Origin of the sequence: Pseudarthrobacter sp. NIBRBAC000502770 (assembly GCF_006517815.1) — a bacterium.
GTDB lineage: Bacteria > Actinomycetota > Actinomycetes > Actinomycetales > Micrococcaceae > Arthrobacter > Arthrobacter niigatensis.
On record NZ_CP041198.1, the window covers coordinates 2984947 to 3008835 of the forward strand.

Here is a 23889-nt window from a genome sequence, read left to right on the forward strand (position 1 = left end):
TAAATGGTACACGGCAGGGTCATGCTGCGCATCCGGTTACAGGACGGTCACCCCCAGGTGCGCCGCGATCAGGGGCGCCAGAAGGCCCAACTGGTACTCGTCGATGACCAGCCCGGACAGGCTGCCCAGGCCGCTGATCTTACGGAATTCCGTGCCCCTGAGGTCGAAATCCTTCAATGTGGCTCCGGCCAGGTCCAGCGATCCAATGGTGCAGTCCTCCAGCTTCACCCTTGTAGCCGTGGCAGCCCCCAGGTCCAACTCGTTGATGATGCAGCCGCTGATCAGCACGTCGGTGAGCTTGGCCCCGCGGAGGTTGAGGAAGTCCACCTTGCCGCCGTCGATCCGGACGGACTGCCAGCCACTCTCATAGAGTTCGGCGGAGCCCAGGCGCGGATTGCGGAACTCAACCTCGCGCCAGGTGCTGCGGGCACCGCGGAACACGGGTGCATACAACTCCCCCAGGATGCTGTCGCGGAACGAGGCACCCCGAAGCTGTGCCTCGTTGAAGGAAGCACCCTCAAAAAGGCATTCGGAAAAGACCGTTCCGCCAAGCTCCAACCCATCCCCGTCGATACGGCTGAACCGCACGTTGTCATGCCTGCCGGCATGCTGGATAGCGACTACCGGCGAGTCCTCGAGGCCCGGCAACTCCACGGGGGAGAGCCTGGGTGCCGCAACTGCTGCCGGGCGCTTGCCACGCACTTTGTCCATATCCCCGAGCCTAGCCCCGGCCCCCGACAAGGAACACCGCGCGGGAGGGCTTGAAATAGTAAGCAGGCTTTGCTTATCGTGAAGGGGCACGGTTGATCGACGGAAACGAAAGGAGGCCGGAACCATGGGCCTCGGAGACAAGATCAGTAACGCGGCAGAGGACCTTGGCGGCAAGGCCAAGGAAGCTGCAGGCAACGCGACCGACAACGACCGCCTGAAGGCAGAAGGCCAGGCCGACCAGGTCAAGGCAGACGCCAAAAAGGTGGGCGAGAGCGTGAAGGACGAATTCAAGCGCGACTAGTCCTTGCTGGGGCAGCCGCAGTGAACGGCGTGCTGCCACAGCCCAAAACGGCGGCGGATCCACTGGATCTGCCGCCGTTTCGCTGTCACCGAACCATCGACTGCCGGGTACCTGTCGTTTTGAGGCACTGAAAACGACAGGTACGGAGCAATGGATGGGGTTACCAGCCGCTGCGGGTGGGTGTGTGCCCCTGCCGCGAGTCGTCCGGCATCGTCATCTCTGCCCGCAGCCCGAGGAGCCGGACAGGACGCCCCGGCTCGATCTTCGCCGCCAGCTCAAGGGCCTTGGCCAACACCTCTGTGGCATCGGTGGTCTCCGGGATTTTCCGGCCATACGTCTTGGTGGTGAACGGGGCGTAGCGCACCTTCAACGTCAGCCCCACCACGGGTCGCCCCTCGGCAGCGACATCCTCCATGACGTGCGCGGCCAGCTCGCGGACGGCGTCGTCGAGCTGCCGTGGCTCCGTGAGGTCCCGCTGGAAGGTGGTTTCACGGCTGTGCCCCCGGGCCACCCAAGGGGTGTCATCGACGGTCCGGGAACCGTCGCCCCGGCCAAGCTGTGCATACCAGGGCCCCATTTTTGGACCGAATTCGGAAACCAGGTCAGCGGTGTTGGCCGCTGCCAGTCCAGAAACGGTCTTGATGCCCAAGGTGGCGAGGCGGCGGGATACCGCCTTTCCCACACCCCACAGCTCAATCGTGGGCCGCTCCCCCATGACCTCAAGCCAGTTGTCCTCCGTGAGCCGGAAAACACCGGCGGGTTTACCGAATGTGGTGGCAACCTTGGCACGGACCAGGGTGTCGCCGATGCCGACGCTGCAGTGCAGCCGGGTTTCAGCCAGGACAGCCTGCTGGAGTTGGCGGGCGAAGGCCTCCGGATCAGACGTTTCAAGGCCTACGAACGCCTCGTCCCAGCCAAGCACCTGGACCGTGGTTCCCGGCTGTGAACGGAGCACCGCCATGACCTTCCCGGACGCTTCAAGATAGGCGTCATGGTCCACGGGCAGGATCACCGCGTCCGGCACTTTTCGCGCCGCGATCCGCAGCGGCATGCCCGATCCCACGCCGTAGGCACGTGCTTCGTAGGACGCTGTGGACACCACAGCACGCTCGGCAGGATCGCCACGGCCGCCTACGATAACCGGCCGGCCCGCCAGCTCGGGGCGGCGCAGCACCTCGACGGCCGCGATGAACTGGTCCAGGTCCACATGCAGCACCCACGGTTCGCTCACAGGCCCCAGTCTGCCCCGGCGGACCGCCCGGCACCACCCCGGCCACCCGCCGTAGCAATTCCCGGGCGCAACCGGCGAGACATCCCCGGACCGGCCGGTTAGCCTTGGCCCATGACGAACGTAGACCTGAGTGCGGAGAGCGCCGCTGCCGGCGGCTCGCCCTCCCTGAACGGCTACCTCGCCGTACCTGCTGGACAGGGTCCTTTTCCCGGCGTCGTGATGATCCATGAAGCGTTCGGCCTGGATGGCCAGACCCGGCGGCACGCGGACCGGCTGGCAAAGGCCGGATACCTTACCCTGGCCTTGGACCTGTACAGTGACGGCGGCCCGCGGCGGTGCCTGGTGGGAACCATGCGGGCCATGGCGGCCCGCGCCGGCAGGCCTTTCACCGACATCGCCACAGCCCGGACCTGGCTGGCGCAGTCCGAGCTGGGCAATGGCAGGACCGGGGTAATCGGATTCTGCATGGGCGGCGGCTTTGCCCTGCTCACCGCGCGCGACGGGTTCGATGCCGCCTCCGTCAACTACGGCCGGCTCCCGGGCAAGGAACAGCAGGACCTGGTGGAGGCACTGCGTGGCTCCTGCCCCATCGTGGCCAACTACGGCGGAGCGGACAGGTCCCTGAAGGGGGCCGCGGCGCGCCTCGAATCAGCCCTGGACCAGTGGGGCATCGAGCACAGCGTGAAGGAGTTTCCCGGCGCAGGCCACGCTTTCCTCAATGACGAAGAAATCGGACCGGTACTCCTCCGCCCGCTGATGCGGGTCATGGGCGTGGGGCCGGACCCGGCATCCGCCCCCGAGGCCTGGCGGCGCATCGAGGACCACTTCGCCAAGTACCTGAAGGACTGAGGCAGCCAGCAGGCTGGACCCATCCCGGCACCCTGTGGAAACGCCGACGGCGCGCCGCCCCTCCAAGGGGTCGGCCCGCCGTCGAACGCAGTCCGGAAAAACCTAGCTGAAGAGCTCGCTCTTGGGCTGGTTGTCCTTGACCTTCTGCCAGCCCAGCCAAAGGACCACGGCGAAGAACGGAATGGTGGCCAGCGTCCAGAGGCCCAGGTAGAAGACCTCGCCGTCCTTGCTGGTCATGGTGTCGAAGCCGATGAGCACGGTGATGACGAGCAGGGCGACGAGTCCGGCCCAGCTGGTCCAGGGCGAGCCCGGCATGGGCAGGCTGGAGACGTTGCCCTTTTTCTTCCGCAGCGCGATCTGGCTGGCGAAAATGGAACCCCAGGTGAAGATCACGCCGATGGAGGCGGTGTTCAGGGCGAGGTCGAATGCGTGGGAACCGCCCAGCCAGATGTTGAGGAGGATGCCCACCAGGTAGACGCCGCCGATGGCCAGGATCGCCGCGTAGGGCACGTGGCGGGTGGACATGCGGGTCAGCCACTGCGGGGCGTGGCCGTTGTTGGCCATGGTCCGGAAGATCCGGCCGATCGAGTACAGGCCTGAGTTGCACGAGGACAGTGCAGCGGTGATGACGATCATGTTCATGACATCGCCCATCCAGCCCAAGCCCATCTGGCCGAAGACGGTGACGAACGGGGAGGTGCCGGCATGGTACTGGTCCGAGGGAAGCAGCATGGCAAGCAAGGTCACGGAGCCGACGTAGAACACGACAATGCGGAGGACGACGGCGCGGATCGCCTTGGGAACTTCGCGTTCCGGGTTCTGCATCTCGCCCGCGGTGATGCCCACCAGCTCGATGGCGTTGTAGGCAAAGATCACGGCGTTCAGGACCAGGATCATCACCAGGGCGCCCTTGGGGAACATGCCGCCGTCGGCCGCGAAGAGGTTGTTCACTGATGCGTGGCCCCCGCCCACCTTGGCGTTGGTGACCACCATGAAGGTGCCCACGGCCAGGAAGATGACGATGGCGGCGACCTTCAGGACGGAAGCCCAGAATTCGAATTCACCGAAAGCCTTCACGCTGAACAGGTTCACGGCCACCAGCAGCACCAGCGCTGCGATGGCGGACAGTTCAACGGGGACGTTGGGGAAGAAGAACTGGAAGTACAGGCCGATCGCGATGAGCTCGGCGATGCCGGTCATGGCCCAGTTGATGAAGTACATCCACCCGGAGAGGAAGGCGCCCTTCTTGCCGAACATCTCGCCGGCGTAGCTGACGAACGAGCCGGAGGTCTGGCGGTACATGATGAGCTCGCCCAGGGCCCGCATGAGCAGGTAGGCGATGACGCCGGCGATGGCGTAGGAGAAGATCAGGGCGGGGCCGGTGGAGGCGAGGCGTCCGCCGGCGCCCATGAAGAGGCCGACGCCGATTGCGCCGCCCATGGCGATCATGGTGACGTGGCGTCGGCCAAGCGTCTTTTTGTATCCCTCGGCGCTGAGGGAGGGGTCGACGGCGGAGGATGGCGCCGCGCTGTTCTTTAGTTCTGTGGGGGTACTTTGAGGCACAACTGTTCCTTGTGGGTTGGGGGTTGGCCGCATCCGGTCTTCGTATGATCAAGCTCACAAAATTCGGCCTTTAGGCCTGCGGACCAGCAGATGTGAGGGTGAATCGGCCGAACTGCCGAAGCTTCACGCGGCCTGACCATCTTACAAGACGGTGTGGGGTGGTACGTGACGCGCACTACACGGCCGCCCCCGGCGATAGGCTTGGAGGCATGGCCACAGCCCACCGCTTACCGCCCTCCCCGCAGCCGCAGCTGTACCGATTTTCCCCGCTGGACCTGGCCACGCTGTGCCTCTACGTTGCCATCGCCGGCTTCTTCGCGGTGGCCGGCAACGTGCTCGCGCCCTTGCTTCGGCAGATCGCCCCATCCCCGGCAGCGGCGTCCTACGCCGTGAACCTGCTGTTTTATGCCTCGGTGGGAATACTGGCGCTCCTGGCGGCCCGCAGAGTGGTGGTCAGGGACCTCAAGGTCCTGGCAACCCGGCCATGGTTCACGCTGCTGATGGTGCCGGCAGCCGTCATCGCCATGATGATCCTCACCGCCGTGGTGGTGGCAGCCAACGGGCAGGTTGAAACCTCGGCCAACCAGGCAGGGCTGCAGGCACTGATGCAGCAGGTCCCGGCATGGCTCATGGTTCCACTGCTGGTGGTGGTGGGCCCGTTCGTCGAGGAGTACATTTTCCGCCACCTCCTCATTGGGAAGATGTCCCGCCGCGTGAACATCTGGATCTGCTGTGCGCTTTCCGTGGCGCTTTTCGCGGCCCTCCATATCGTGGGCCAGGAGGCGGTGACCCTGACTGCGCTGCTCCCCTACCTGGCGATGGGCGCCACGCTGGTGTTCGTCTACATGTGGACCGGGAAGAACGTGATGTTCTCCTACTTCGTCCATGCCGCCAAGAACCTGCTGGCCGTGGTCCTGGTGTACGCCATCCCGCCGGAGCTGATCAACCAGATGCAGAACGTCCAGGCCTGAGCACCCGCACGGGACCTTCCCCAACGAGCCGGCCGCCCGTACCGTGGACGGATGGGACTGAACATCCAGATCGTCGTCGATTCCGCCAGCCCGCACGAACTGGCCGACTGGTGGGCCGAAACCCTGCAGTGGGCGGTGGAACCGCAGGACGCAGCCTTCATCCGCACAATGATCGAGCAGGGCTACGCCACCGAAAACCAGACTATGACGCACCGCGGGAACCTGGTGTGGAAGGACGGCGCCGCCATCCGGCCACCGGAAGAGATTGAGGCCAAGGATCCGCAGCGGCGCATCCTGTTCCAGACCGCACCCGAGGGAAAAACGGTGAAGAACCGGGTGCACTGGGACGTCCGGCTGGACGGCAGGGACAAGGACGACGTACGGCGCGAACTCGAGGCCCGCGGCGCCTCCTTCCTCTGGTCGGCGCGGCAGGGCCCTCACTCCTGGCACACCATGGCGGACCCTGAGGGCAACGAGTTCTGCATCAGCTAAGCACGATTACTAGACTTGGACGGTGAGCAACCAGATCCCCGCCCCGGTGTCCGACGTCTTCGATCCCACGCGCTGGCGGGTGGTCTCCGGCTTCGAGGACTTCCAGGACATGACCTACCACCGGCAGGTGGAGCGGGATTCCGCCGGCGGCTGGGTACGTGACCTGCCAACGGTCCGGATAGCATTCAACCGGCCCGAGGTCCGCAACGCGTTCCGGCCGGGGACCGTTGACGAGCTCTACCGAGCCATGGACCACGCCCGGATGACCCCCGACGTGGCCACCGTGCTCCTCACCGGCAACGGCCCCTCCCCCAAGGACGGCGGCCACTCCTTCTGCTCCGGCGGCGACCAGCGGATCCGGGGCCGGGACGGCTACCGGTACGCCGACGGCGAGACCCAGGAAACCATCGACCCCGCCCGTGCCGGCAGGCTCCACATCCTTGAGGTCCAGCGGCTGATGCGCACCATGCCCAAGGTGGTCATCGCCGTCGTCAACGGCTGGGCGGCCGGCGGTGGCCACTCACTGCATGTCGTGTCGGACCTGACCATCGCGTCCCGGCAGCACGGCAAGTTCAAACAGACCGACGCCACGGTGGGAAGCTTTGACGCCGGCTACGGCTCAGCGCTCCTGGCCCGGCAGGTGGGCCAGAAGACGGCCCGCGAGATTTTCTTCCTGGCCCGCGAATATTCCGCGGAAGACATGGTCCGCATGGGCGCGGTCAATGAGGCCGTTGACCACGAACGCCTGGAGGAGGTGGCACTGGAGTACGCCGCGGACATCGCACGGCAGTCCCCGCAGGCCATCCGCATGCTGAAGTTCGCGTTCAACCTGGCCGACGACGGACTGGCGGGCCAGCAGGTGTTCGCCGGCGAAGCCACCCGGCTGGCCTACATGACGGACGAAGCCGTGGAGGGCAAGGAGGCCTTCCTGCAAAAACGCGACCCCGACTGGTCACGCTTCCCGCACTACTTCTAAGGCAGGACGGCAATGAACAGCGAAGCCTCACCCAGGACGGGCCACGGCGGTCCGCTCAACATCGAACCGGCCCTGAAGGCCCTAGCGGCCGCGCTCCATGGCGAGGGCCCCGCCGTCGAACTGTCCGTGGACCCGGACGGCGGCCTCATCGTTGGGCACGTCGAGACCCCCGGCTGTGACGACGCCGTGGCCGTGGTCCGCACGTCCGGGTCCACCGGGGCACCCAAGGCAACCCTGCTGACCGTGGAGTGCCTGGCGGCCTCCTCGATGGCCACCGCGCTGCGGCTCAAGGGCGAGGGCCAGTGGCTGCTGGCCCTGCCCGTCCAGTTCGTTGCTGGCATCCAGGTGCTGGTGCGGTCCCTCTTTGCCGGCACCCGGCCCTGGGTCATGGACATGTCCGGCGGCTTCACCCCGGAGGCCTTCACCGCGGCCGCGCTGGAACTGACGGACAAGATCCGGTTCACGTCCCTGGTCCCCACGCAGCTCCAGCGCCTCCTGGACCAGCCCTCCCCTGAGACGCTCGCCGTGCTGCGGCGCTTCAACGCGGTCCTGCTGGGTGGCGCGCCTGCGTCCCCGGCCCTGCTGGCCGCCGCCCGCGATGCCGGAGTCCGGGTGGTCACCACGTACGGATCCGCGGAAACGTCCGGCGGCTGCGTGTACGACGGCTACCCCTTGGAAGGCGTCTCCGTCCGGGTGGCGGAAGACGGCCGCATCCTGCTGGGCGGGGACACCGTGGCCGCAGGGTACATCGAAGCCCCTGATGAAGAGACCGGGACGTTCTTCGAAGAGGACGGCGTGCGCTGGTATCGCACCAGCGACCTTGGCTCGATCGACGACGACGGCCGCCTCACCGTGCTGGGCCGGGCCGACGACGTCATCATCACCGGCGGCGTCAAGGTTTCCGCCGGTCACGTGCAGGAGCGGCTGGAACAGGACGACGCCGTCGCGGCGGCTTTCGTGGCAGGGGTCCCCTCCGCCGAATGGGGCCAGGCGGTGGCGGCCTACGTGGCGCTGGCACCCGACGGGGGAGCCGCCGCTGAAGCCGGACCCGGGCAGGAAGCAGGGGATCCCGCCGTCGCCCTTAAACAGCGCTGGCAGCAGGAGCTGGGGGTGCTGGCGCCCAAAACGGTCCGCACCGCGCCGGCGCTGCGGATGTTGCCGAACGGAAAGCCGGACCGGCTCGCCATGACCGCCGAACTCAGCACGCAGCACGGAGGAAAGTAGAGTGGACCTGCACCACCGCGGCGGGTGCGCACGTTCCATCCAGCCGTCTTACCGAAACAACACGAGGTACTAACCGTGGCAACAGCCGCCCAATGGATCCAAGGCGCCCGACTCCGGACGCTGCCGGCAGCGATCGCGCCGGTGCTGATCGGCACTGCCGCAGCCTATGAGATGGGCTCGTTCCTCCTGCCCAACGCCATCCTTGCTGCGCTGGTGGCGCTCCTGCTGCAGGTGGGCGTGAACTTCGCCAACGACTACTCGGACGGCATCCGCGGTACCGATGACGACCGGGTAGGCCCCCTGCGGCTGGTGGGCTCCGGCGCCGCCAAGCCGGAACACGTCAAGTGGGCGGCGTTCGGAACGTTCGCGCTGGCCATGGTGTTCGGCCTGGTCCTGGTAGTCCTCACCCAGGCCTGGTGGCTGATCCTGGTGGGCCTGGGCTGCGTCATGGCGGCGTGGGGCTACACGGGCGGCAAGAACCCTTACGGCTACATGGGACTCGGCGACCTGTTCGTGTTCGTCTTCTTCGGCCTGGTGGCCACCCTGGGCACCACCTACACCCAGGCCGGGCACATCAGCCTTTCCGCGGTCATCGGGGCCATCGGTACCGGGCTGATCGCCACTGCACTGCTGATGGCCAACAACGTACGGGACATTCCCACGGACATGCAGGCAGGCAAAAAGACCCTGGCCGTGCGCCTTGGCGACAAGCACGCGCGCGAAAGCTACGTCCTGATGCTCGCCGTCGCGATCCTGCTGGTGGTCATCCTGGCACCGGGCCGGCCGTGGATCCTGATTGTGCTGCTGCTCATTCCGGCCTGCCTGATGCCGGCGTGGCTGATGATTAACGGCCGCAAGCGCAAGAGCCTGATCCCGGTGCTGAAGCAGACCGGCCTGATCAACCTCGGCTACAGCGTGCTGTTCTCACTGGGATTGATCCTCAGCCACGGGTTCTAGTTCTTCTTGCTGCTGCCCTTGGCGTTGTTGATGGTGATGTCCGGGTTGGCGTCCAGCAGGGCGTCCTCGGCGTTGGCGTCCTGGACCTCTCCGGCGGAGCGCAGCGGCTTGGCCTTCCCCGAGAACCGGTGCTGCAGGGCTGCGGAGGCGGCGTCGCGCTGCTTCTGGAAGAAGAGGTAGCTGATGGCGAAGGCAATGAGCGCGGCGCAGATGACGGCCATCAGCGCCCCGACCTGCAGGAGCATGAACAGGACGAACAGGGGCAGGAAGATCGCCAGGCGGATCAGGGAATATTTCAAAAAGGCCACTATTCAAGTTTAGCCGCCCCGGCCCGCGGCCCCTGCGCGTCCTGACGATAGACTTGATGGCATGCTCTTCCGTGTGGCTTTGGCCGTCGCAGTCCTCGTCATCTTTGTGTATGGCCTGGTGGACGTGATCCGCACTGAAGGCCGCCTGACCCGCGGGATTTCGAAACCCGCGTGGATCATCGTCCAAATTGTCCTGCCCGTCCTTGGTGCTCTCCTGTGGCTGCTGATCGGCCGGCCACGGGGCTCTGCGCAGCCGCGGCCCAGCTACCCGCACCCCACCGCTCCGGATGATGACCCGGAATTCCTCCGCAACCTTGAGGCACGCCGCCGCAGCCAGGCTGAGGCCGAACGCCTCAGGAAACTCCGCGACGACCTCGAATCAAAGGCCAAGGAGGACGGCGGGAAGCAACAGCACGGCACCGACGAACACGATGCCGACGGACTGAAATAGCACTGATGGCGTCCCCAGCCGGCGGCGAAGAACGGCGCCTGTCCGCTCCCCCACCAAGGCCCGGCCTGTCCCACTCCGCCCCACCGCCCATCCCGGCCAGCCCCGCGGTGCCGCGGACCGTCCGTGCCGCCCGCTCGCTCTGGCTCTTCAGCTTCGCCGCCGGGCTGGCCGTCCTGCTGGGGTCCTTGGCAGCCCGGGACTCGAACCTGCGGCGGCTTCGCGGGGTGGTGGCGGACATGGCCGCAGGCCGCGACGCCGATTCGGTTGGAACCGCGGCGGACATAGTGTTCTGGGGCAGCATCGTTGCCCTGCTCCTGGTGACGGTGCTTGAGGCTGGTGTCCTGGCAGCGGTGCTGGGCCGCAGGACATGGGCCCGCTGGACTTTGATTCCGCTGCTGGCCAGCCATCTCCTTGTCCTTTTTCTGGCGTCCGCCTTCCTGGTCCCCGCCGGTGCCGCCGGCAGCTACGTCGTGATGCTGTGGGGCGCCGGAGTGGTCCTGGCCCTGGCAGGGCTGGTGCTCCTGTTCCTCCCCCCTGCCGGAACCTGGCTCAAGGGCGGGCGCGGCCGGGCCTGAGCGCGGGCCCCTAGGCTGACTGCGGCTGCCGGGCCGTGCCGGTTTCGCTGCCGGTGCAATCCGCCAGGACGCCCTCGCAGCTGCGGATCACCACCCTGCAGGCTTCCACGGCCGACCGCGCAGTCAAGGGATTTTCGGACACCCTGCGCCAGCGGGCCAGCACGCCGCGCGCCTCGGCGGCAAGCGCCTCCGGACCCGTGCCGGACGCCACGCCCAGCCGCTGGGATGCTTCGGCGCCCAGGCCCCCGATAAGCCGTTCGGCTTCCGCCGCAAGCTCCGGGGCCAATTCCACTCCCGACGTCCGCAGCGCGGCCAGCAACCGCAGCTCGCGGAATTCGTGCGCGTTGGCCTGCAGCCGCTCCAGGGACTCCGCCAGGCGTTCGGTCCCCTCCCGGGGCCGGCCGGCCAGCAGGCTTTCCACCGCTGCCAGCGCCGTCCTGGCCTTCAGTGCCTCTGCCCTCGCCAGGAACTGACGGTCCAGCAGCTCCAGCAACGGGTCCAGCCCGCTGCGCCTGGCCAGTTCGTGGGCCAGCGGGGTCGGGTCGCCAAACCCGTTGCGGACCAGGACCACAGCCAGCCGGATGCCAAAGAGTCCGTAGCGTTCCAGCAGTGACGCACGGGCCTCTTCCGTCAGTTCCCGCGGTTCCGCCGAGCGGCGGAACCTGTCGGCCGAAAGCATCATCCTCTCGCGGGCAGTTCGATCAACGGTGGCAAGGAGCCGGAGGGCCTCGAAGTCCGCCTGGCGCAGGGTGCGGGCGCTTTGGGCCAGGAGCCCCGCTACGGGGACGACGCCGAGCGCGAGCTTGCGGAGGTTGGGGTCCCGGCTGTACCGTTCCGCGATGGCACCGGCGGACAGCAGCGAGTCGATTCGTCCGGCTCCCACTTCGTCCGCCCGCGACAAAACTGCAATCGCATTAACGGTGCCAGAGCGGCCGGCGGCTGTGTCGCGGAAGGACTCCAGGAACCGGATGTCGGATGCGTGCAGGTGCCGCAGGAGGTAGACCACGGCATCAGCTTCCGACGCCGAATCCTCCGGAGTGAGGAACCTGACCGACCGTGCGGACACCTCCTGGGAGAGGGAGGCGATCCCGGGGGTGTCGATCAGGGTCATGGCCTGCAGTGCCGGCGAGGGCCATTCGACGTCGAGGCGCTCCACCTCGTCCGCCCGCGCACCGTCGAGGACGAAGACCAGGCGGCCGTCTGCGCGCTTCAGGGGAAGGTTACGGGGCTCGCCCACAACAGGGTGCAAGGTGATGCGCGGTGTGTGGCCATACCGGTACCAGGTGACAATCCGGGTACATTCGCCGGTGTCGGTTGGCGCGATTTCCTCGCCGATGATGGCGTTCAGCAGGGTGGATTTTCCTGCCTTCACCATTCCCGCAATGGCAATCCTCAACGGCTCGGCCAACCGCTGCGCATGGCCCTGCAGCGCCTGGATGGCGGGCGGGTCATCCGCATACACCTCGAGTGCCTCGCGGATCAGCCCTGCGGCTCCGGCCGTGGTGGACGCCGTCATCCGACCCCCGCCGCAGAACGGGCACCGGCAGCGGAAACTTCGGCAGACACCGCTTCCGCGGCGCGGTGCAGGGCATCCACCTTTTTGAGTTCAGCCTTGATGTCCTGAATGCGGCCCTCCCTTTCCTGGGCGTAGGAATTGGCTGCCTTCTGGGCTGCTGCCACCGAATCCGACAGGGACCGGTGGTATTCGTCGGCGATCTCGGTGAAGTGGTCCCGGATGGTGCGCTGCACCAGGCGCAGCCTGTCCTTCAACTGCTTTCCCACCTGGAACGTCACATCGTCCAGCTGCCGCCTGACCAGCGCCTTGGCCTCCCCCTGCCGCCGCTTCAGCCGCGTTTCCTTGTCCTCCCGGTAGGCCTTGCGTCCCAGCAGCAGCCCGGCGCCCACCGAGAGCGGATTGATCAGGGCCATCCCGAAAATGCCGGTCAGCAGCCCAAACATCAGGACGCCTCCGTAGGACCCGCGCATACCGATGAGGACCTTCTGGATGGGGTTCACGCGGCCAGGGTCCAGCGCCGGCATCTGGTCCACCGGGTCCAGCGCGTCTCCGGACTCCGCAACATGCAGGACGGGCAGGGCCACCTCGTCGGCGGCAAAGTGTTCGGCCACCTGTGCCGCCAGCCATTGCGACCGCTCGCTGGTCCAGACGAACGTGTCCGAAACCGCTGCGGCAACGCATTCCTCCAGCCATTGGGAGAATTGCGTCCAGACCGGCCCTGGGTCGCCCTGGTCGATGGCCGTCTCGGCTTCCCTCTGGATCCGGCGCAGGCGGTCGCGGAGGTCGTATTCCATGTCGGCGATGAGGTCGTTGATGCCATCGCTGAGCGTCAGCTGCCACCTTGCCGAGCGCTTCCGCAGTTCGTCCGCCTCCGCCTTGGCCTGTTCCAGGGCGGCGAGCATCTGCGGGGTGCCGCGGGGGTTCTCCAGCGCCTCAAGCTCGGACTGCAGGGACAGGCGGAGGTTCTCGGTGACGGAGAGCAGGTCCTGGCTGACGGAGCGGCGCTGGATGCGCTGGGCCTTTCCCACGATCTCATTGCGCAGGTGGGCCACCAGGTCCGGGAAACCGGATTCACTGTTGAGCTCGGCGTCCTGCAGCCGTGAGGCCTCCAGGCGGAGGTCGGCCGACAACGGGAACAGCGGGATGTCAGGTGCCACCTGCTCCAGGTGGGCCCTGTCCAGCTCTTCGACGCGCCGCCAGTCCGGGTAGAGGTCTGTCTTGGACAGGACCGCGGCCACGCTGGGGGTAATCCGCATGGCCTGGCGAAGGAACCGCAGCTCCGGTTCCGTGTACTCCTGGGATGCGTCCGAGACCAGCAGCATGGCGTCCGCGGTGGGCAGGGCGGTGAGGGTGGTCAGGGTGTGGGCCGAGCCCATGCCGCCAACGCCCGGGGAGTCGATGATGGTGAGGCCGCCGGTCAGGATGCGGCGGGGCAGGCAGACTTCGGCTGCCGTGAGGTTGCGGCTGTTTCCCGGGTTGCCCTGCTCGGAGACAAGGGCCGGCAGGTCGGAAAGTTCGACGGGACGGCGCTCCACGCCGTCCTCTGCGGGCAGGCCGTGCGCGTCCCCGGCAGGGGTGTCCGTCGCGGGGATCAGGACGGCGGCCGAAGCCGGTTCGCCGTAGCGGACGATGGTGGGCAGGGAAGTGGCGATGTCGTCGTCCACCGGGCAGACCGGAGCGTTGACCAGGGCGTTGATGAGCTTGCTCTTGCCCTGTTTGAACTCCCCCACCACAATGACCCTGATGCTGGGGTCCTGCAGCCGGGCCATTGCCTGCTCCAGCCGTCGGCGGAGGTCAGCGCGGTCCCCGTCGCCCACCAGCTGGAGCCCCTGTTCCAGGAGCTTCACCAGCTGTCCGGCTGTCATGGGCCCCGGTGGCCTTGCCGGTCCTGCCTCTGCCACAGCGTGTCCCCCTGCCCAGTGCCCGCCCGCGCGGCGGTTCGCCTTACGGAACTAGCGTGTTACAGCGCGGTGGAGTCGTCAACCACTGCATCATCGATGGCCGCATGGTTGTCCGGGTCCACATCAGTGTGCGTGGAGCTGTCCTCAGTGAAATCGAGTTGGTTGTCGGCGCCCCCCAGGCTGTCCTCCGCGAGGCTCGTGGCCGGGTTGTCCTGGAAGACGTCGTCCACGTGGACTTCCGCTCCTGTGGTGGTGGAACTGTCCTGGTTGAAGGAATCGTCCACATCCACGGAACTGTTCGTGGAATTGTCGTTGAACGAGTCCCTGGCGTCGAGGTCCATGTCGGTATCGACGGAATGGTCCGAATAGTCCGGGTGGTAGGAATTCTCCGAACTGTCGTTGAAGGAATCGTCCACGTCCAGGCCGAGGTCCGTGTTGAAGGAGCCGGAGATGTCCGTCTCCCCGGTGCCGATGCTGACGTCGCCGCCGGCATGGACAGAGTTGTCCGTGGAGTTATCGGTCGAATGGTCGGTGGTGTAGGAATCCCGGACGTTGTGGGAGTCCCGGACGGCGGCGTCGTCACCGGCGGCGACGGCACGGTCGCCGGAAGCCACCGCGGCATGGTTGTCGAACCATTGCTCCACGTCCCCATGCGCCCAGATGTTCTGGCTGACTGACTGGTCCGTGATGGTATCCCGGTCGTCCAGCATGGTGGTCTGGGTGGTGTAGGAGAAGTGGTTCACCACGTTTTGGAGCTGCTGTACCGCGTGGGCATGGTCAGCCTGGTCGTAAGTGGCGCCGCCGTAACCTGCAGCCATCCCGCCGGCGTGGATGGCCGGGGCGTTTCCGGCGTGTGTGGCGGAAACAGCGGACCCGGGCCACATGCTGCCGGCGTTTCCCCGGACGAAGGACAAGGCATTGAGGGTGATGGGCGCGTAGTCGAGGACGACTGGCATCGCGGCGTCAACGTCGGCCGAGCACACGTTGGCCAGCCCGTGTTCCTGGAGCGCCTTTTCAGGGTCGTCCAGGAACTCCTGGATCGCTTCCCGGTTCCCAAAAAGTTGCATGAGGAACTGGACGAGGTCATTTGCGAGTGTTGGCATATGCGTGGTCCTCACATCTTCATTGAGTTGTGGATCATCCGGCGAACGTATCCAAGTGGTTCAAACCTAGATTCGCCGCCGGGGACAGGGCATCGGGCGCATCCCCCCTACCCGTGAATGCCGTTCCGGGGCACCAACACCTCCGCGCCTAGGGGTATTAGGGTTATTCCTGCTGCGGATTCAGCTGCTGGGGATGTTCCACGCCGAGGGACAGGCGCAGGCGGGCCAGCAGGTCGGACCGGTTCTCCGCTCCCAGGCGGCGCCGGATCCTGGCGATGTGGTGCTCCGCCGTCCTGGGCGAGATGTAGATCGCCTCGCCGATCTCCCGGTAGGTCTTGCCCTCGAGGACCAGCCTGGCCACTTCCTTTTCACGTTCGCTCAAACCGGATGCGTCCGGCTGGGCCCCTTTGGCCCCCTTGTCGGCACCGTTGCCTGCCTGCACTTCCGCTGCCCCCGACGCTCCGCCGGCGGGGCTCCCCTGCGGATGAAGATCCCGGGCGCACGAGAGCAGGCGCATCATGTCGCGCCGCTCCTCGGCACGGGCTGCGGCGTGGCCGGCGAGCCGGGCACCCTCCCATGGCATTCCCACCGCCCCGAGCAGCCTTGCCGCACCCTCCACCTCCGCGGTCCGGAAGCGGCCGGCCAGCACGGAGACCCAGGCCTTGCCTGCCGTCGCGAGGACTGCGGCGAGCTGGCTGTGGGCAGACGCCCGTGCCAAGGCGGTTGCATGCGGGGCGAGATCGGCCGGGCTTTCGCTCAGCAGCGCAGCCTGCACGGCGGACCAGTGCAGGGGAACGGCCCACAGAGCGGGGCCGCCCAGGCGTCCCAGCAGCTTCCAGGCGTCCTCCAGGTACTGTGCCACACGGCGCGTCTCGCGCAGCCTGGCCGCGGCGATCAGCAGTTCCCCCCACGGCAGGAGGTTGTACAGGTCCACTGATGTGTGGAGCATGGCTTCGCGCGCCCGTTCCCATGCCTTGATCAGCTCGGGAACGTCGCCGTTCCTGCGGGCAAGCCCCACTTCCAGGGCGGCGCTCATGAACTCATCGCGCGGGACCAGCGGCCAATGGTTTGCTTTGGCCGCTTCCGTGGCCGCCAGCCGGGCGTCCTCCAGTTTGTCCTGCATCATGGCTGCCCAGGCCTGGAGCAGCAGGAGCCGGGGCTGGGCAGTATGGCCGCCCTGCCCGGCTGCCGCGGCTGCCCGGCAGACGGTTTCGGCCAGGTGTGGTTCCCCGCTGTGCAGGGCCAGCAGGGCCGCCAGCGCGGCGGGCGTTTCGGGCAGCGGAAGGGCCGTGCCTGCAGAGTTCAGCATGTCCGAGGCATGGATCAGGATGGGGATGCCCTGGTGCGGTTTGTCTCCCAAGGATGCGAGGATTCCCTGGCCGGTCTGCACGAGGGCGGCCGCGAGGAGCGTTGGCGAGGCCGCGGGAGCTTCAGGCTGGAAGAAGGCCTCCGCCGCTGCCCGGTCGCCGGCGCCGATCATGGCGACGGCAGCGAGTGGCGCGGAGGGTCCCACCCGTCCCGGGCCCAGCCAGCTGTACACGTCCGCGCCCCGGGCCAGCATGCCGCGCTGAGCCCACACGGCAGCAGCGACGTCGGCGCCGCGGCGCACGTCCGGCGGAGCCGGGCTGACCAGGAGGGCATCGATGATGCGGGCCGCTGCGTCCAGTTCCCCGTCACCAGCGGCGGCTTGGGCGCGCCGGGCTGCCAAGGCAAGCGGATCAGAGCCGGCCAGGAGTGCTTCCTCATAGAGTTGCGATGCAAGACGGGGGTCGGTTTCCAGCAGGGCGTCCGCCGCCTGCTCCAGTTCCGCAGCCACTCGGGGATCCGCCAGGCCGCCCCTGGCCAACTCGCGGGCCAGGTTGCCAAGTGGTTGGCCTGCGGACGCGAAAACAGTCACCAGCTCGCGCTGGAGCGCGTGGACTTTGGCGGTGGGCGCGGCGCTCAGCAGCGCGTGCTGGGCGGTCCCTACCACTGTGCCGTCCGGCGTCAGCAGTCCGGCGGCTTCGGCGCGGTCCACCAGGGAATCGAGGTCCTCCACGGTGCCGCTCATGAACTTGTGCTGGAGGTCCGCGGGCAGCGGGCCGGGCAGGGCGAAGCCAACCGAAAGCGCCAGCAGCAGCTCCCGCAGGGCAGCGTTCGCGCCTTTCAGCTGTTTGGCCATCAGCTCCGCCACATGGGGTGGGTGCCCCTGGTGGTCCGGTGCGGTGTGCAGGGGTACGGGCCGCTCTGCCCGCTGCAGGTTTCCATCCATGTCAGGCCCCCGGTGAGGTGGTCGAGGCCGTTGCGACGGCAGTTTCAATGGGACTGGCGGTGGCGTCCTCCGGAGTGGGTGACGGTGCAACGGCCGGGGTGGGCGTCAGGTCAGCCGTAGGGGAAACGACGGGATCACCTGTCGGGTCCGGGGCCGCCATGGTGGTGGGCACTACGGTCGGCGTTGGTTCCCCGGTGCCGGGGGACGACGTGCCGGGATCAGGGGTAGGGGTGCCGGAACCCGACGGATCGCCGGTGCCGCTGGGCGACGGCGTGCCCGGGTCCGTCGTTGTTGGCTGGGTGGTGTCCGTGGGTGTGGGCGTCGCAGGGTCCGGCGACGCCGTGTCAACGGGCGCGGGACCTGTTGGGGCGGCCTCGGCGGTGCCCGGCGGCATTGCCGGACCCACGGTGGCTGAATCAGGAATGATACCCGTCCCTGTTGCACCCGCGTCGGCTCCGGGAGGAGGATTCCCGCCGGCGGCTGCCGGGCCGCCCGGGTTTGCTCCGCCCACGGCCGCTTCTCCGCCGGACGCCTGCCGCGTGGTGGGTGAGGCGGATACGTCAAGTCCGGGTACCTGCCCGATTGGCTTCCGGACACTCGCTTCGATGCCTGCCAGTGGCTGGGGCGCATCCACCGTTGGTGTTGCCCCTCCACCCGGAGCTGCCTGGCCGGTGGAGCCGCCCTCCGTGCTCGCGCCGGCCTGCGGCACAAACATGGCGGTCAGGCTTCCAAAGCCGTCGGGACTTTGCGCGGCAGTTGCCGTGAGGACCGTCAGGAGCGCAGCCGCCGCGGCGACGGCAGTGATGCGGACGGTGGGTTTCGGTGCATGGGCTCCCCTTCCACCGTGCCACTCACGCCGGCCGGCGCCCTGCCCAGGCCCGGCTCCCGCCGTCGCATATTTGCGGGACCAGCTGGGCATCGCCGGTCCGGTCGGGGCGGGTGGCACGGCCGGGGGTACGACGACGGCCGGCGCCCCTTCGCTGCGCGCATCAGTCCCTGCCGCAAGGGTTTCCTTGGCTTCAGTTCCCGCCGGTGCCGCCGCTTCCAGGGCTGCTGCGGTATGGGCCAGTAGCGCCGCCACGGCCGCCCCCAGGCAGATGGAGGACTTGGGGTCCGCGTCCACTGCAATGGGCCGGTCCAGCTCCTCTGAGACCACCTGGGCCACCAGCGGGATCCGCGACGAACCGCCGATCAGCAGCACCGTCGACAGGTCCGCCGGCGCAAGGTGGAGCTGGGCCAGGGAGTGTTCCAGCGCGTCCACCGTTTCCCGCACGGGCTCTTCGATCAGGGCCTCAAACTCTGAACGGACCAGGCGGACCTGCTGCTGCACGCCCGGCAGGAGCACCGGAATGCTTGCCTCGCTGTCCGCAGACAGGGCTTCCTTGGCTTCCACGCATTCGCGCCGGAGCCGGGCCAGGGCGCCGAGGACCGCGGGATCGGTGGCATCAAGGTCCGCCAGGGCATTGCCGGTATGGGCGGCGACGTAGCTGAATACCGCAGCGTCGAAATCGGCGCCGCCGAGGTCTTCAATGCCCTCGGGGCGGCCCAGCAGTTCGAAGCGGCTGGTGCCGGCCTTCCTGAGGACGGCGGTGTCGAAGGTGCCCCCGCCGAGGTCGTACACGGCAATGGTGCTGCCTTCCTCCACGCGCACCTGGGATGCGTAGTGCAGTGCTGCGGCCTCGGGTTCGGGGAGGAGGGTCACGTTCTGCACGCCGTGGGCGGTGAGGGCCTCGCGGATCGCGGACAGCCGGTGGCTGCCCCAGGCGGCCGGGTGGGTCAGGTAGACGGCCGACGCCGGACCGCCCTCGCGTTCTGCGGCCCGGTCTGCAACCCAACGGGCGACGGTGGCGAAGACGTCCTCCGGCTGCAGTGACAGGGTGCCAAGGATGATGGGGACGTCATCGCCGATGCGGCGTTTGAACTCACGGGCAACGCGTTCCGGCGAGTCCAGTCCGCGGCGTTCCGCAGCCTCGCCCACCAGGACGGTGCCTTCCTCCGGGAAGTAGACCACGGAGGGGATGGAAGCTCCACGCGCGCCCAGGGGCAGGCACTCGGGCACAGCGGAAGGACCTTGGTGAAAGCGAACCACGGCGGCTGCCGTGAAACTGGTCCCGACGTCTACGGCGAGTGCGTAGCTCATTGTTACCTCGGAAGGCTGGCCGTCCACATGCAAGCTTCATCACAGTGAACGTCACCAACGTAGCATTCCGAGGGACCCGGGGACAGCCCTGTTGCTACATCGAATGGTTATTTGGCGGGCCGGTGCCGCGTTGTGCGTGGTTTCCCGGTCGCTGCCGGCCGGGAAGGCCCTCCTAGAGGCCGGAGTAGGAGTGGAGCCCGTTGAACAAGGTGTTCACAATGGTGAAGTTGAAGACCACGCAGAAGTAGCCCACGATCGAGAGCCAGGCGGCGCGGGTACCGGTCCAGCCGCGCGTGGCACGCGCGTGAAGGTATCCGGCGTAGACAACCCAGATCACGAACGTCCACACCTCTTTGGTGTCCCAGCCCCAGAACCGGCCCCAGGCCTTTTCGGCCCAGATGGCTCCGAACATGAGGGTGAAGGTCCAGCCAATGAAGGCGATGGCGTTGATCCGGTAGGACAGGTTCTCAAGGCTCAGTGCGGAGGGCACCAGGCGCATGAAACCAAGTTTGTCGGTCCCGCCGGCGGCAACGGTCTTCTGCCGGTGGGACTGGACCAGCTGCAGTGCCGACATCGCGAACGTCAGGGTGAAAAGCGCGGAGGAGAGCACGGCGATGGAAACGTGGATGACCAGCCAGTAGCTCTGCAGGGCGGGAACGAGGTGGCCGACGGGGGTCCAGAAAGCCACCGAGGCGGCCACCATCATGATGATCACCAGGCCCACCACGAAGGTGCCCAGGAAGCGCAGGTCGCGGCGGATGAGCGAGAGCAGGAATACGGCCGCCACCAGGAAGGCGCCGGTGGTGAGGAATTCGTACATGTTGCCCCATGGCACGCGCCCGGCTCCCAGCGCCCTGGTGACCACGCCGGCGGCATGGATCAGGACTGCGAGGGTGGTCAGGGCCACGGCGACCCGCGCCGGAACGCGGCGTTCCGCGGCATACTTCATGTCGCCGCCCGCCGTCACGATGCCATCCGTTCCTGCGCCGCCGGCCTTGGCAGTGGACGACGACGGGCGCTCGGCACGGTCGGCCGGCCCGCTCAGGCGGCCCCCGGCAGATCCCGTGGCAACGCCGGCTCCCACGGGAACCCTGGCGGCGGTCCCGGCCTGGGCTGCCTTGAGGTCCACGGCGCGCAGGGCCTTGCTGCTCTTGGCCAGGTCCCAGGCGAAGGCGATGAAGGCCACCGTATAGGTGCCCGCCGCCAGCAGCATGAAGAGTTCGCTGTACTGGCCCATGGTTTCGTTGATTCCAAATGGCATTACTGGTCCTTTTTGGGCCCGGTGGGGCCTGCTGGGGTGCTGACGGAGCCTGCGATATTATCGCCTGCCCGGCTGGGAGTTTGCTGGGACGGGGCGGCGCCTGCGGAAGCGGTATCCCCAGGGGCCGCCTCGTCAGGCAATTGCCACTCTGCGCTGAAGAGTTTCCGCAGCGCTGCTGCCTCGCCGGCCAGGCGGTGGTCCTCACCGCGGGCCAGGAGCCCGTATTCCACCATGGTGCGGCCGTCGACGGCGGTGCCGGTGCGTACCCAGACGCGCCGGCGGTTGACGTAGAGCGAGAGGATCAGGCCTGCCACGGCCAGCAGCGCGAAGACAAGGGCGGACAGCTGCCCGGGATTGTGGTGGATGTCCACGCCGATGTACCGCTTGACGCCGTCGAAGCTGATGCTGCCCTTGCCGTCGGGCAGCGTGTAGGTGGAGCCCGGTGCCAGCGTAATGCCGCCGGCAGCCAGGTTCCGGGCGTTAAGCGGGGTCAGGTTCTTGACATCCAGTTCGAAGACGTTCTGCGGGGCACCCTTGTTCAGGCCCAGGTCGCCGTAGTACGAGTTCAGGGTCAGCTGCGGGTTGAACAGCTCGGGGTCGGCGCTGAAGGAGACATTCTTGTCCGTGACGAACGCGGTGGGGAGGAAGAAGCCCACGAAGCCCAGCTGGTCCGGCTGGGCGTCAGGGACCTTGATCACCACGGAGGAGTAGTAGTTCTCGCCCTGCAGCTTTGCGACCACCGGGCCCTGCATGGCCACGTTGCCCGCTCCGTCCCGGATGGTCACCACCGGGGCGTAACCGTTGCCGGTGAGGTAGATGCTGGTGCCTCCCAGGCTCACGGGGTCGTTGACCTTCAGCGTCTCCTGCTTGGGCGGAGCGTCCGGGTTTTCCTTGGTGGTTACCGTGGCGGCAAAGTCGATGGGCTGGCCGAACTTGCCCTTGGATTCACGGTCGAACGTGATGTTGAACTTGTCCAGCTGCAGCGAGTAGGGCTGGAGCTGGCTGGGCTGGAAGTTGGTGCCCGGGTTGAACTGGTCGTAGCCCACCAGGGTGTTCACGAACGTGTCGCCTTCGACCAGGATGCGCTGGCCGCTGTACCCGAACAGGCCGCCGGCTGCCACGGACACCAGCACGCCGATGAGCGAGGTGTGGAAGACCAGGTTGCCCACTTCCTTCATGAAGCCGCGTTCGGCACCCAGGGACGGAAGGGCGCCGTCCGCATCCCTGACCTCCACCCGGTAGCCGCGTTTCCGCAGCACCCGGGCCGCGCCGTTGATGGCGTCCGACGACGGGATGGCCGCGCCGGAGGGGATCACCAGGGTGCCGTATTCGGGCAGCCGGGAGAGGCGCTGCGGGGTCCGCGGCGGCTGGGAGCGCATGGCCTTGTAGTGGGCGATGGCGCGGGGTACCACACAGCCGATCAGGGAGATGAACAGCAGCAGGTAGATCGCCGAGAACCAGGCCGAGGAGTAGACGTCGTAGAGCTGCAGGGAGTCCAGCAGCTTGCCGTAGTCAGGGTGGTCCTTGATGTACTGGGTTACCACCGCCGGGTTTGCCGGGCGTTGCGGGAACAGTGATCCCGGGACCGCGGCGACGGCCAGGAGCAGCAGCAGGAACAGTGCGGTGCGCATGCTGGTCAGCTGGGTCCAGGCCCACCGCAGCATGCCCTTGGGTCCCAGGGCCGGAAGGGCGGCCTGGGCTTTCGCCTCTGCTACAGGGGCGGATTGCTTCTTCTTTACGTTCACACGCTCGCTCATCAGATCGGCAACTTCACGTCGGTTTGGAACCAGTACTGCAGCCCGGTCACCCAGGCACCCCACACCCCGGTGGCCATCAAAATCCCGAGCACCACCAGAATCCCGCCGCCGGTCCGCTGGATGGCCACGCGGTGCTTCCGGAAGAACGCCATGACGCCCATCCCCCGGCGCAGGGCCAGGGCGATCAGCAGGAACGGGATGCCAAGTCCCAGGCTGTAGACAAAGGCCAGGAAAGCACCCTTGGCCGCAGAGGATCCGCCGGAGAGGCTGAGCAGCTGCACGGCGGAGTAGGTGGGGCCGATGCACGGGGCCCAGCCCAGGCCGAAGGTCAGGCCCAGCAGTGGCGCTCCCCAGAGCCCGGCGGGCGGCTTGGCGTGGATCTTCGCGTCACGCTGCAGCCAGCTGAAACCGCCCATGAAGACGATCCCCATGATGATGACCAGGACGCCCAGGAGCTGGGTGATCCAGGCATTTTGGCTGCCCGTAATCAGCGTGCCCAGCTGGCCGAATGCACCGCCCAGCAGGACGAAGATCACGGAGAAGCCCAGGACGAACAATCCAATGCCCGCAAGCATCCGCCCGCGTTTCTGCTTCTGCAGGTCCACGCCGCTCAGGCCGGTCACGTAGCCCAGGTATCCGGGAACCAGGGGAAGGACGCACGGCGAAAGGAAGGACACCAGTCCTGCCAGCAGGGCCACCGGAATGGCGAGCAGGAGGGAGCCGCTGAGGATGGCTTCGGCGAAGGGGCTGTTCACGGTCCCGGCCCGTCCCTATTCCGCCACGGCGGCGGTGATGAGGGCTTTCAGGGTGCCCTTCTCGATTTCCCCGAGGACGCGGGAGGCCACGCGGCCCTGCTTGTCCAGCACCAGCGTGGTGGGTACGGCGCCGGGCGGGACCAGGCCCGACACGGAGAGCAGGACGCTGCCGTCCTTGTCGTCAAAGCTGGGGTAGGTCAGGTTGAAGGTCTTCTCGAACGCTTCGGCCGTGGGCTTCTCGTCCCGGAGGTTGACGCCGAAGAACTGCACGCCCTGGTCCTTGAACTCCTGGTGCAGCTCCTCCAGGAGCGGCGCCTCCACGCGGCACGGCGCGCAGGCGGCGAACCAGAAGTTCAGGACGCTGACCTTGCCCTGGAAGTCTGCGGGGGTCACGGCGGCGCCGCTGAAAAGCGCTCCCTGGATCTGCACGGCTTCCTTGCGGTCCCCGGCGGCGAACTCGGTTACGGAGCCGTCGCCGGCAACATAGTTCTTGTTGTCACCGGCCTTGGCCTGCTTGGCCAGGGCATCCTCCTGGGCGCAGCCGGACAGGCCAAGGGTCAGCGCGGTCAGGGCCATGCCGCCTGCCGAGAGCAGGC

22 protein-coding genes are annotated in these 23889 nt (G+C 67.4%); 9 read left to right on the forward strand and 13 right to left on the reverse strand.

Annotated elements, in window-relative coordinates; translation table 11 throughout:
• Positions 1-36 precede the first annotated feature (36 nt).
• A complete protein-coding gene (locus tag NIBR502770_RS14375) occupies positions 37-711 on the reverse strand; it encodes a pentapeptide repeat-containing protein (protein ID WP_141182381.1) in 675 nt (224 codons plus the stop codon).
• A gap of 124 nt (positions 712-835) precedes the next feature.
• On the opposite strand from NIBR502770_RS14375, the gene NIBR502770_RS14380 reads away from it, so the two are divergent.
• Positions 836-1012, forward strand: coding sequence for a CsbD family protein (locus NIBR502770_RS14380; RefSeq protein WP_043452369.1), 177 nt, complete (start codon positions 836-838; stop codon positions 1010-1012).
• A 160-nt stretch (positions 1013-1172) separates the two neighbouring features.
• Here NIBR502770_RS14380 and NIBR502770_RS14385 read toward each other — a convergent pair whose 3' ends face one another.
• The gene (locus NIBR502770_RS14385) at positions 1173-2228 is read right to left on the reverse strand and encodes a DNA polymerase IV (RefSeq protein WP_141183450.1); all 1056 of its coding nucleotides are present in this window, start codon (positions 2226-2228) and stop codon (positions 1173-1175) included.
• 126 nt (positions 2229-2354) lie between these two features.
• Between NIBR502770_RS14385 and NIBR502770_RS14390 the strand changes: the two genes are divergently transcribed.
• Complete coding sequence (locus NIBR502770_RS14390) at positions 2355-3092, forward strand: dienelactone hydrolase family protein (protein ID WP_141182382.1); 738 nt, start codon at positions 2355-2357, stop codon at positions 3090-3092.
• 102 nt (positions 3093-3194) lie between these two features.
• Here the strand turns inward: NIBR502770_RS14390 and NIBR502770_RS14395 are convergent, their stop codons facing one another.
• Entirely contained in the window at positions 3195-4655 is a 1461-nt protein-coding gene (locus NIBR502770_RS14395; RefSeq protein WP_141159452.1) for an amino acid permease, read from the reverse strand.
• A gap of 209 nt (positions 4656-4864) precedes the next feature.
• On the opposite strand from NIBR502770_RS14395, the gene NIBR502770_RS14400 reads away from it, so the two are divergent.
• The 5 genes from NIBR502770_RS14400 to NIBR502770_RS14420 all read left to right on the forward strand — a co-directional run bounded on the left by NIBR502770_RS14400 (position 4865) and on the right by NIBR502770_RS14420 (position 9275).
• Positions 4865-5626: a CPBP family intramembrane glutamic endopeptidase gene (locus NIBR502770_RS14400; RefSeq protein ID WP_141182383.1), complete on the forward strand. Its 762-nt coding sequence runs from the start codon at positions 4865-4867 to the stop codon at positions 5624-5626.
• A 51-nt stretch (positions 5627-5677) separates the two neighbouring features.
• Positions 5678-6118: a VOC family protein gene (locus NIBR502770_RS14405; RefSeq protein ID WP_141182384.1), complete on the forward strand. Its 441-nt coding sequence runs from the start codon at positions 5678-5680 to the stop codon at positions 6116-6118.
• A 22-nt stretch (positions 6119-6140) separates the two neighbouring features.
• The gene (locus NIBR502770_RS14410) at positions 6141-7094 is read left to right on the forward strand and encodes a 1,4-dihydroxy-2-naphthoyl-CoA synthase (RefSeq protein ID WP_141182385.1); all 954 of its coding nucleotides are present in this window, start codon (positions 6141-6143) and stop codon (positions 7092-7094) included.
• 12 nt (positions 7095-7106) lie between these two features.
• Positions 7107-8318 (forward strand): AMP-binding protein, encoded by a 1212-nt coding sequence (locus NIBR502770_RS14415; RefSeq protein WP_141182386.1) that lies wholly within the window; start codon positions 7107-7109, stop codon positions 8316-8318.
• 75 nt (positions 8319-8393) lie between these two features.
• Entirely contained in the window at positions 8394-9275 is an 882-nt protein-coding gene (locus NIBR502770_RS14420) for a 1,4-dihydroxy-2-naphthoate polyprenyltransferase (RefSeq protein ID WP_141182387.1), read from the forward strand.
• On the opposite strand, the gene NIBR502770_RS14425 is transcribed toward NIBR502770_RS14420, so the two are convergent.
• Complete coding sequence (locus NIBR502770_RS14425) at positions 9272-9583, reverse strand: DUF4229 domain-containing protein (protein WP_210411367.1); 312 nt, start codon at positions 9581-9583, stop codon at positions 9272-9274. The two genes, NIBR502770_RS14420 and NIBR502770_RS14425, sit on opposite strands and share 4 nt — an antisense overlap.
• Before the next feature lie 61 nt (positions 9584-9644).
• Between NIBR502770_RS14425 and NIBR502770_RS14430 the strand changes: the two genes are divergently transcribed.
• Positions 9645-10034 (forward strand): PLD nuclease N-terminal domain-containing protein, encoded by a 390-nt coding sequence (locus tag NIBR502770_RS14430; RefSeq protein ID WP_141182388.1) that lies wholly within the window; start codon positions 9645-9647, stop codon positions 10032-10034.
• 5 nt (positions 10035-10039) lie between these two features.
• Positions 10040-10609 carry a hypothetical protein gene (locus NIBR502770_RS14435; RefSeq protein WP_246857292.1) on the forward strand — a complete coding sequence of 190 codons (570 nt, stop codon included), beginning with the start codon at positions 10040-10042 and terminating at the stop codon, positions 10607-10609.
• A 10-nt stretch (positions 10610-10619) separates the two neighbouring features.
• Here NIBR502770_RS14435 and NIBR502770_RS14440 read toward each other — a convergent pair whose 3' ends face one another.
• The 9 genes from NIBR502770_RS14440 to NIBR502770_RS14480 all read right to left on the reverse strand — a co-directional run bounded on the left by NIBR502770_RS14440 (position 10620) and on the right by NIBR502770_RS14480 (position 23869).
• Positions 10620-12125, reverse strand: a complete 1506-nt coding sequence (locus NIBR502770_RS14440) for a dynamin family protein (protein ID WP_141182389.1) — start codon at positions 12123-12125, stop codon at positions 10620-10622.
• Complete coding sequence (locus tag NIBR502770_RS14445; protein WP_141182390.1) at positions 12122-13990, reverse strand: dynamin family protein; 1869 nt, start codon at positions 13988-13990, stop codon at positions 12122-12124. Before NIBR502770_RS14445 ends, NIBR502770_RS14440 begins: the two co-directional genes overlap by 4 nt.
• 95 nt (positions 13991-14085) lie before the next feature.
• Positions 14086-15129 (reverse strand): IniB N-terminal domain-containing protein, encoded by a 1044-nt coding sequence (locus tag NIBR502770_RS14450; protein WP_141182391.1) that lies wholly within the window; start codon positions 15127-15129, stop codon positions 14086-14088.
• A gap of 163 nt (positions 15130-15292) precedes the next feature.
• Entirely contained in the window at positions 15293-17380 is a 2088-nt protein-coding gene (locus tag NIBR502770_RS14455; protein ID WP_141182392.1) for a LuxR C-terminal-related transcriptional regulator, read from the reverse strand.
• A gap of 1 nt (position 17381) precedes the next feature.
• Positions 17382-19520: an Hsp70 family protein gene (locus NIBR502770_RS14460; protein WP_141182393.1), complete on the reverse strand. Its 2139-nt coding sequence runs from the start codon at positions 19518-19520 to the stop codon at positions 17382-17384.
• A gap of 172 nt (positions 19521-19692) precedes the next feature.
• Complete coding sequence (gene ccsB, locus NIBR502770_RS14465; RefSeq protein ID WP_141182394.1) at positions 19693-20781, reverse strand: c-type cytochrome biogenesis protein CcsB; 1089 nt, start codon at positions 20779-20781, stop codon at positions 19693-19695.
• On the reverse strand, positions 20781-22538 hold the full coding sequence (locus NIBR502770_RS14470) for a cytochrome c biogenesis protein ResB (RefSeq protein WP_141182395.1): 1758 nt from the start codon (positions 22536-22538) through the stop codon (positions 20781-20783). Before NIBR502770_RS14470 ends, ccsB begins: the two co-directional genes overlap by 1 nt.
• A complete protein-coding gene (locus NIBR502770_RS14475; RefSeq protein ID WP_141182396.1) occupies positions 22538-23293 on the reverse strand; it encodes a cytochrome c biogenesis CcdA family protein in 756 nt (251 codons plus the stop codon). The genes NIBR502770_RS14470 and NIBR502770_RS14475 overlap by 1 nt, the downstream gene beginning before the upstream one ends.
• 15 nt (positions 23294-23308) lie before the next feature.
• Positions 23309-23869, reverse strand: a complete 561-nt coding sequence (locus NIBR502770_RS14480; RefSeq protein ID WP_210411397.1) for a TlpA disulfide reductase family protein — start codon at positions 23867-23869, stop codon at positions 23309-23311.
• Between the last annotated feature and the right edge of the window lie 20 nt (positions 23870-23889).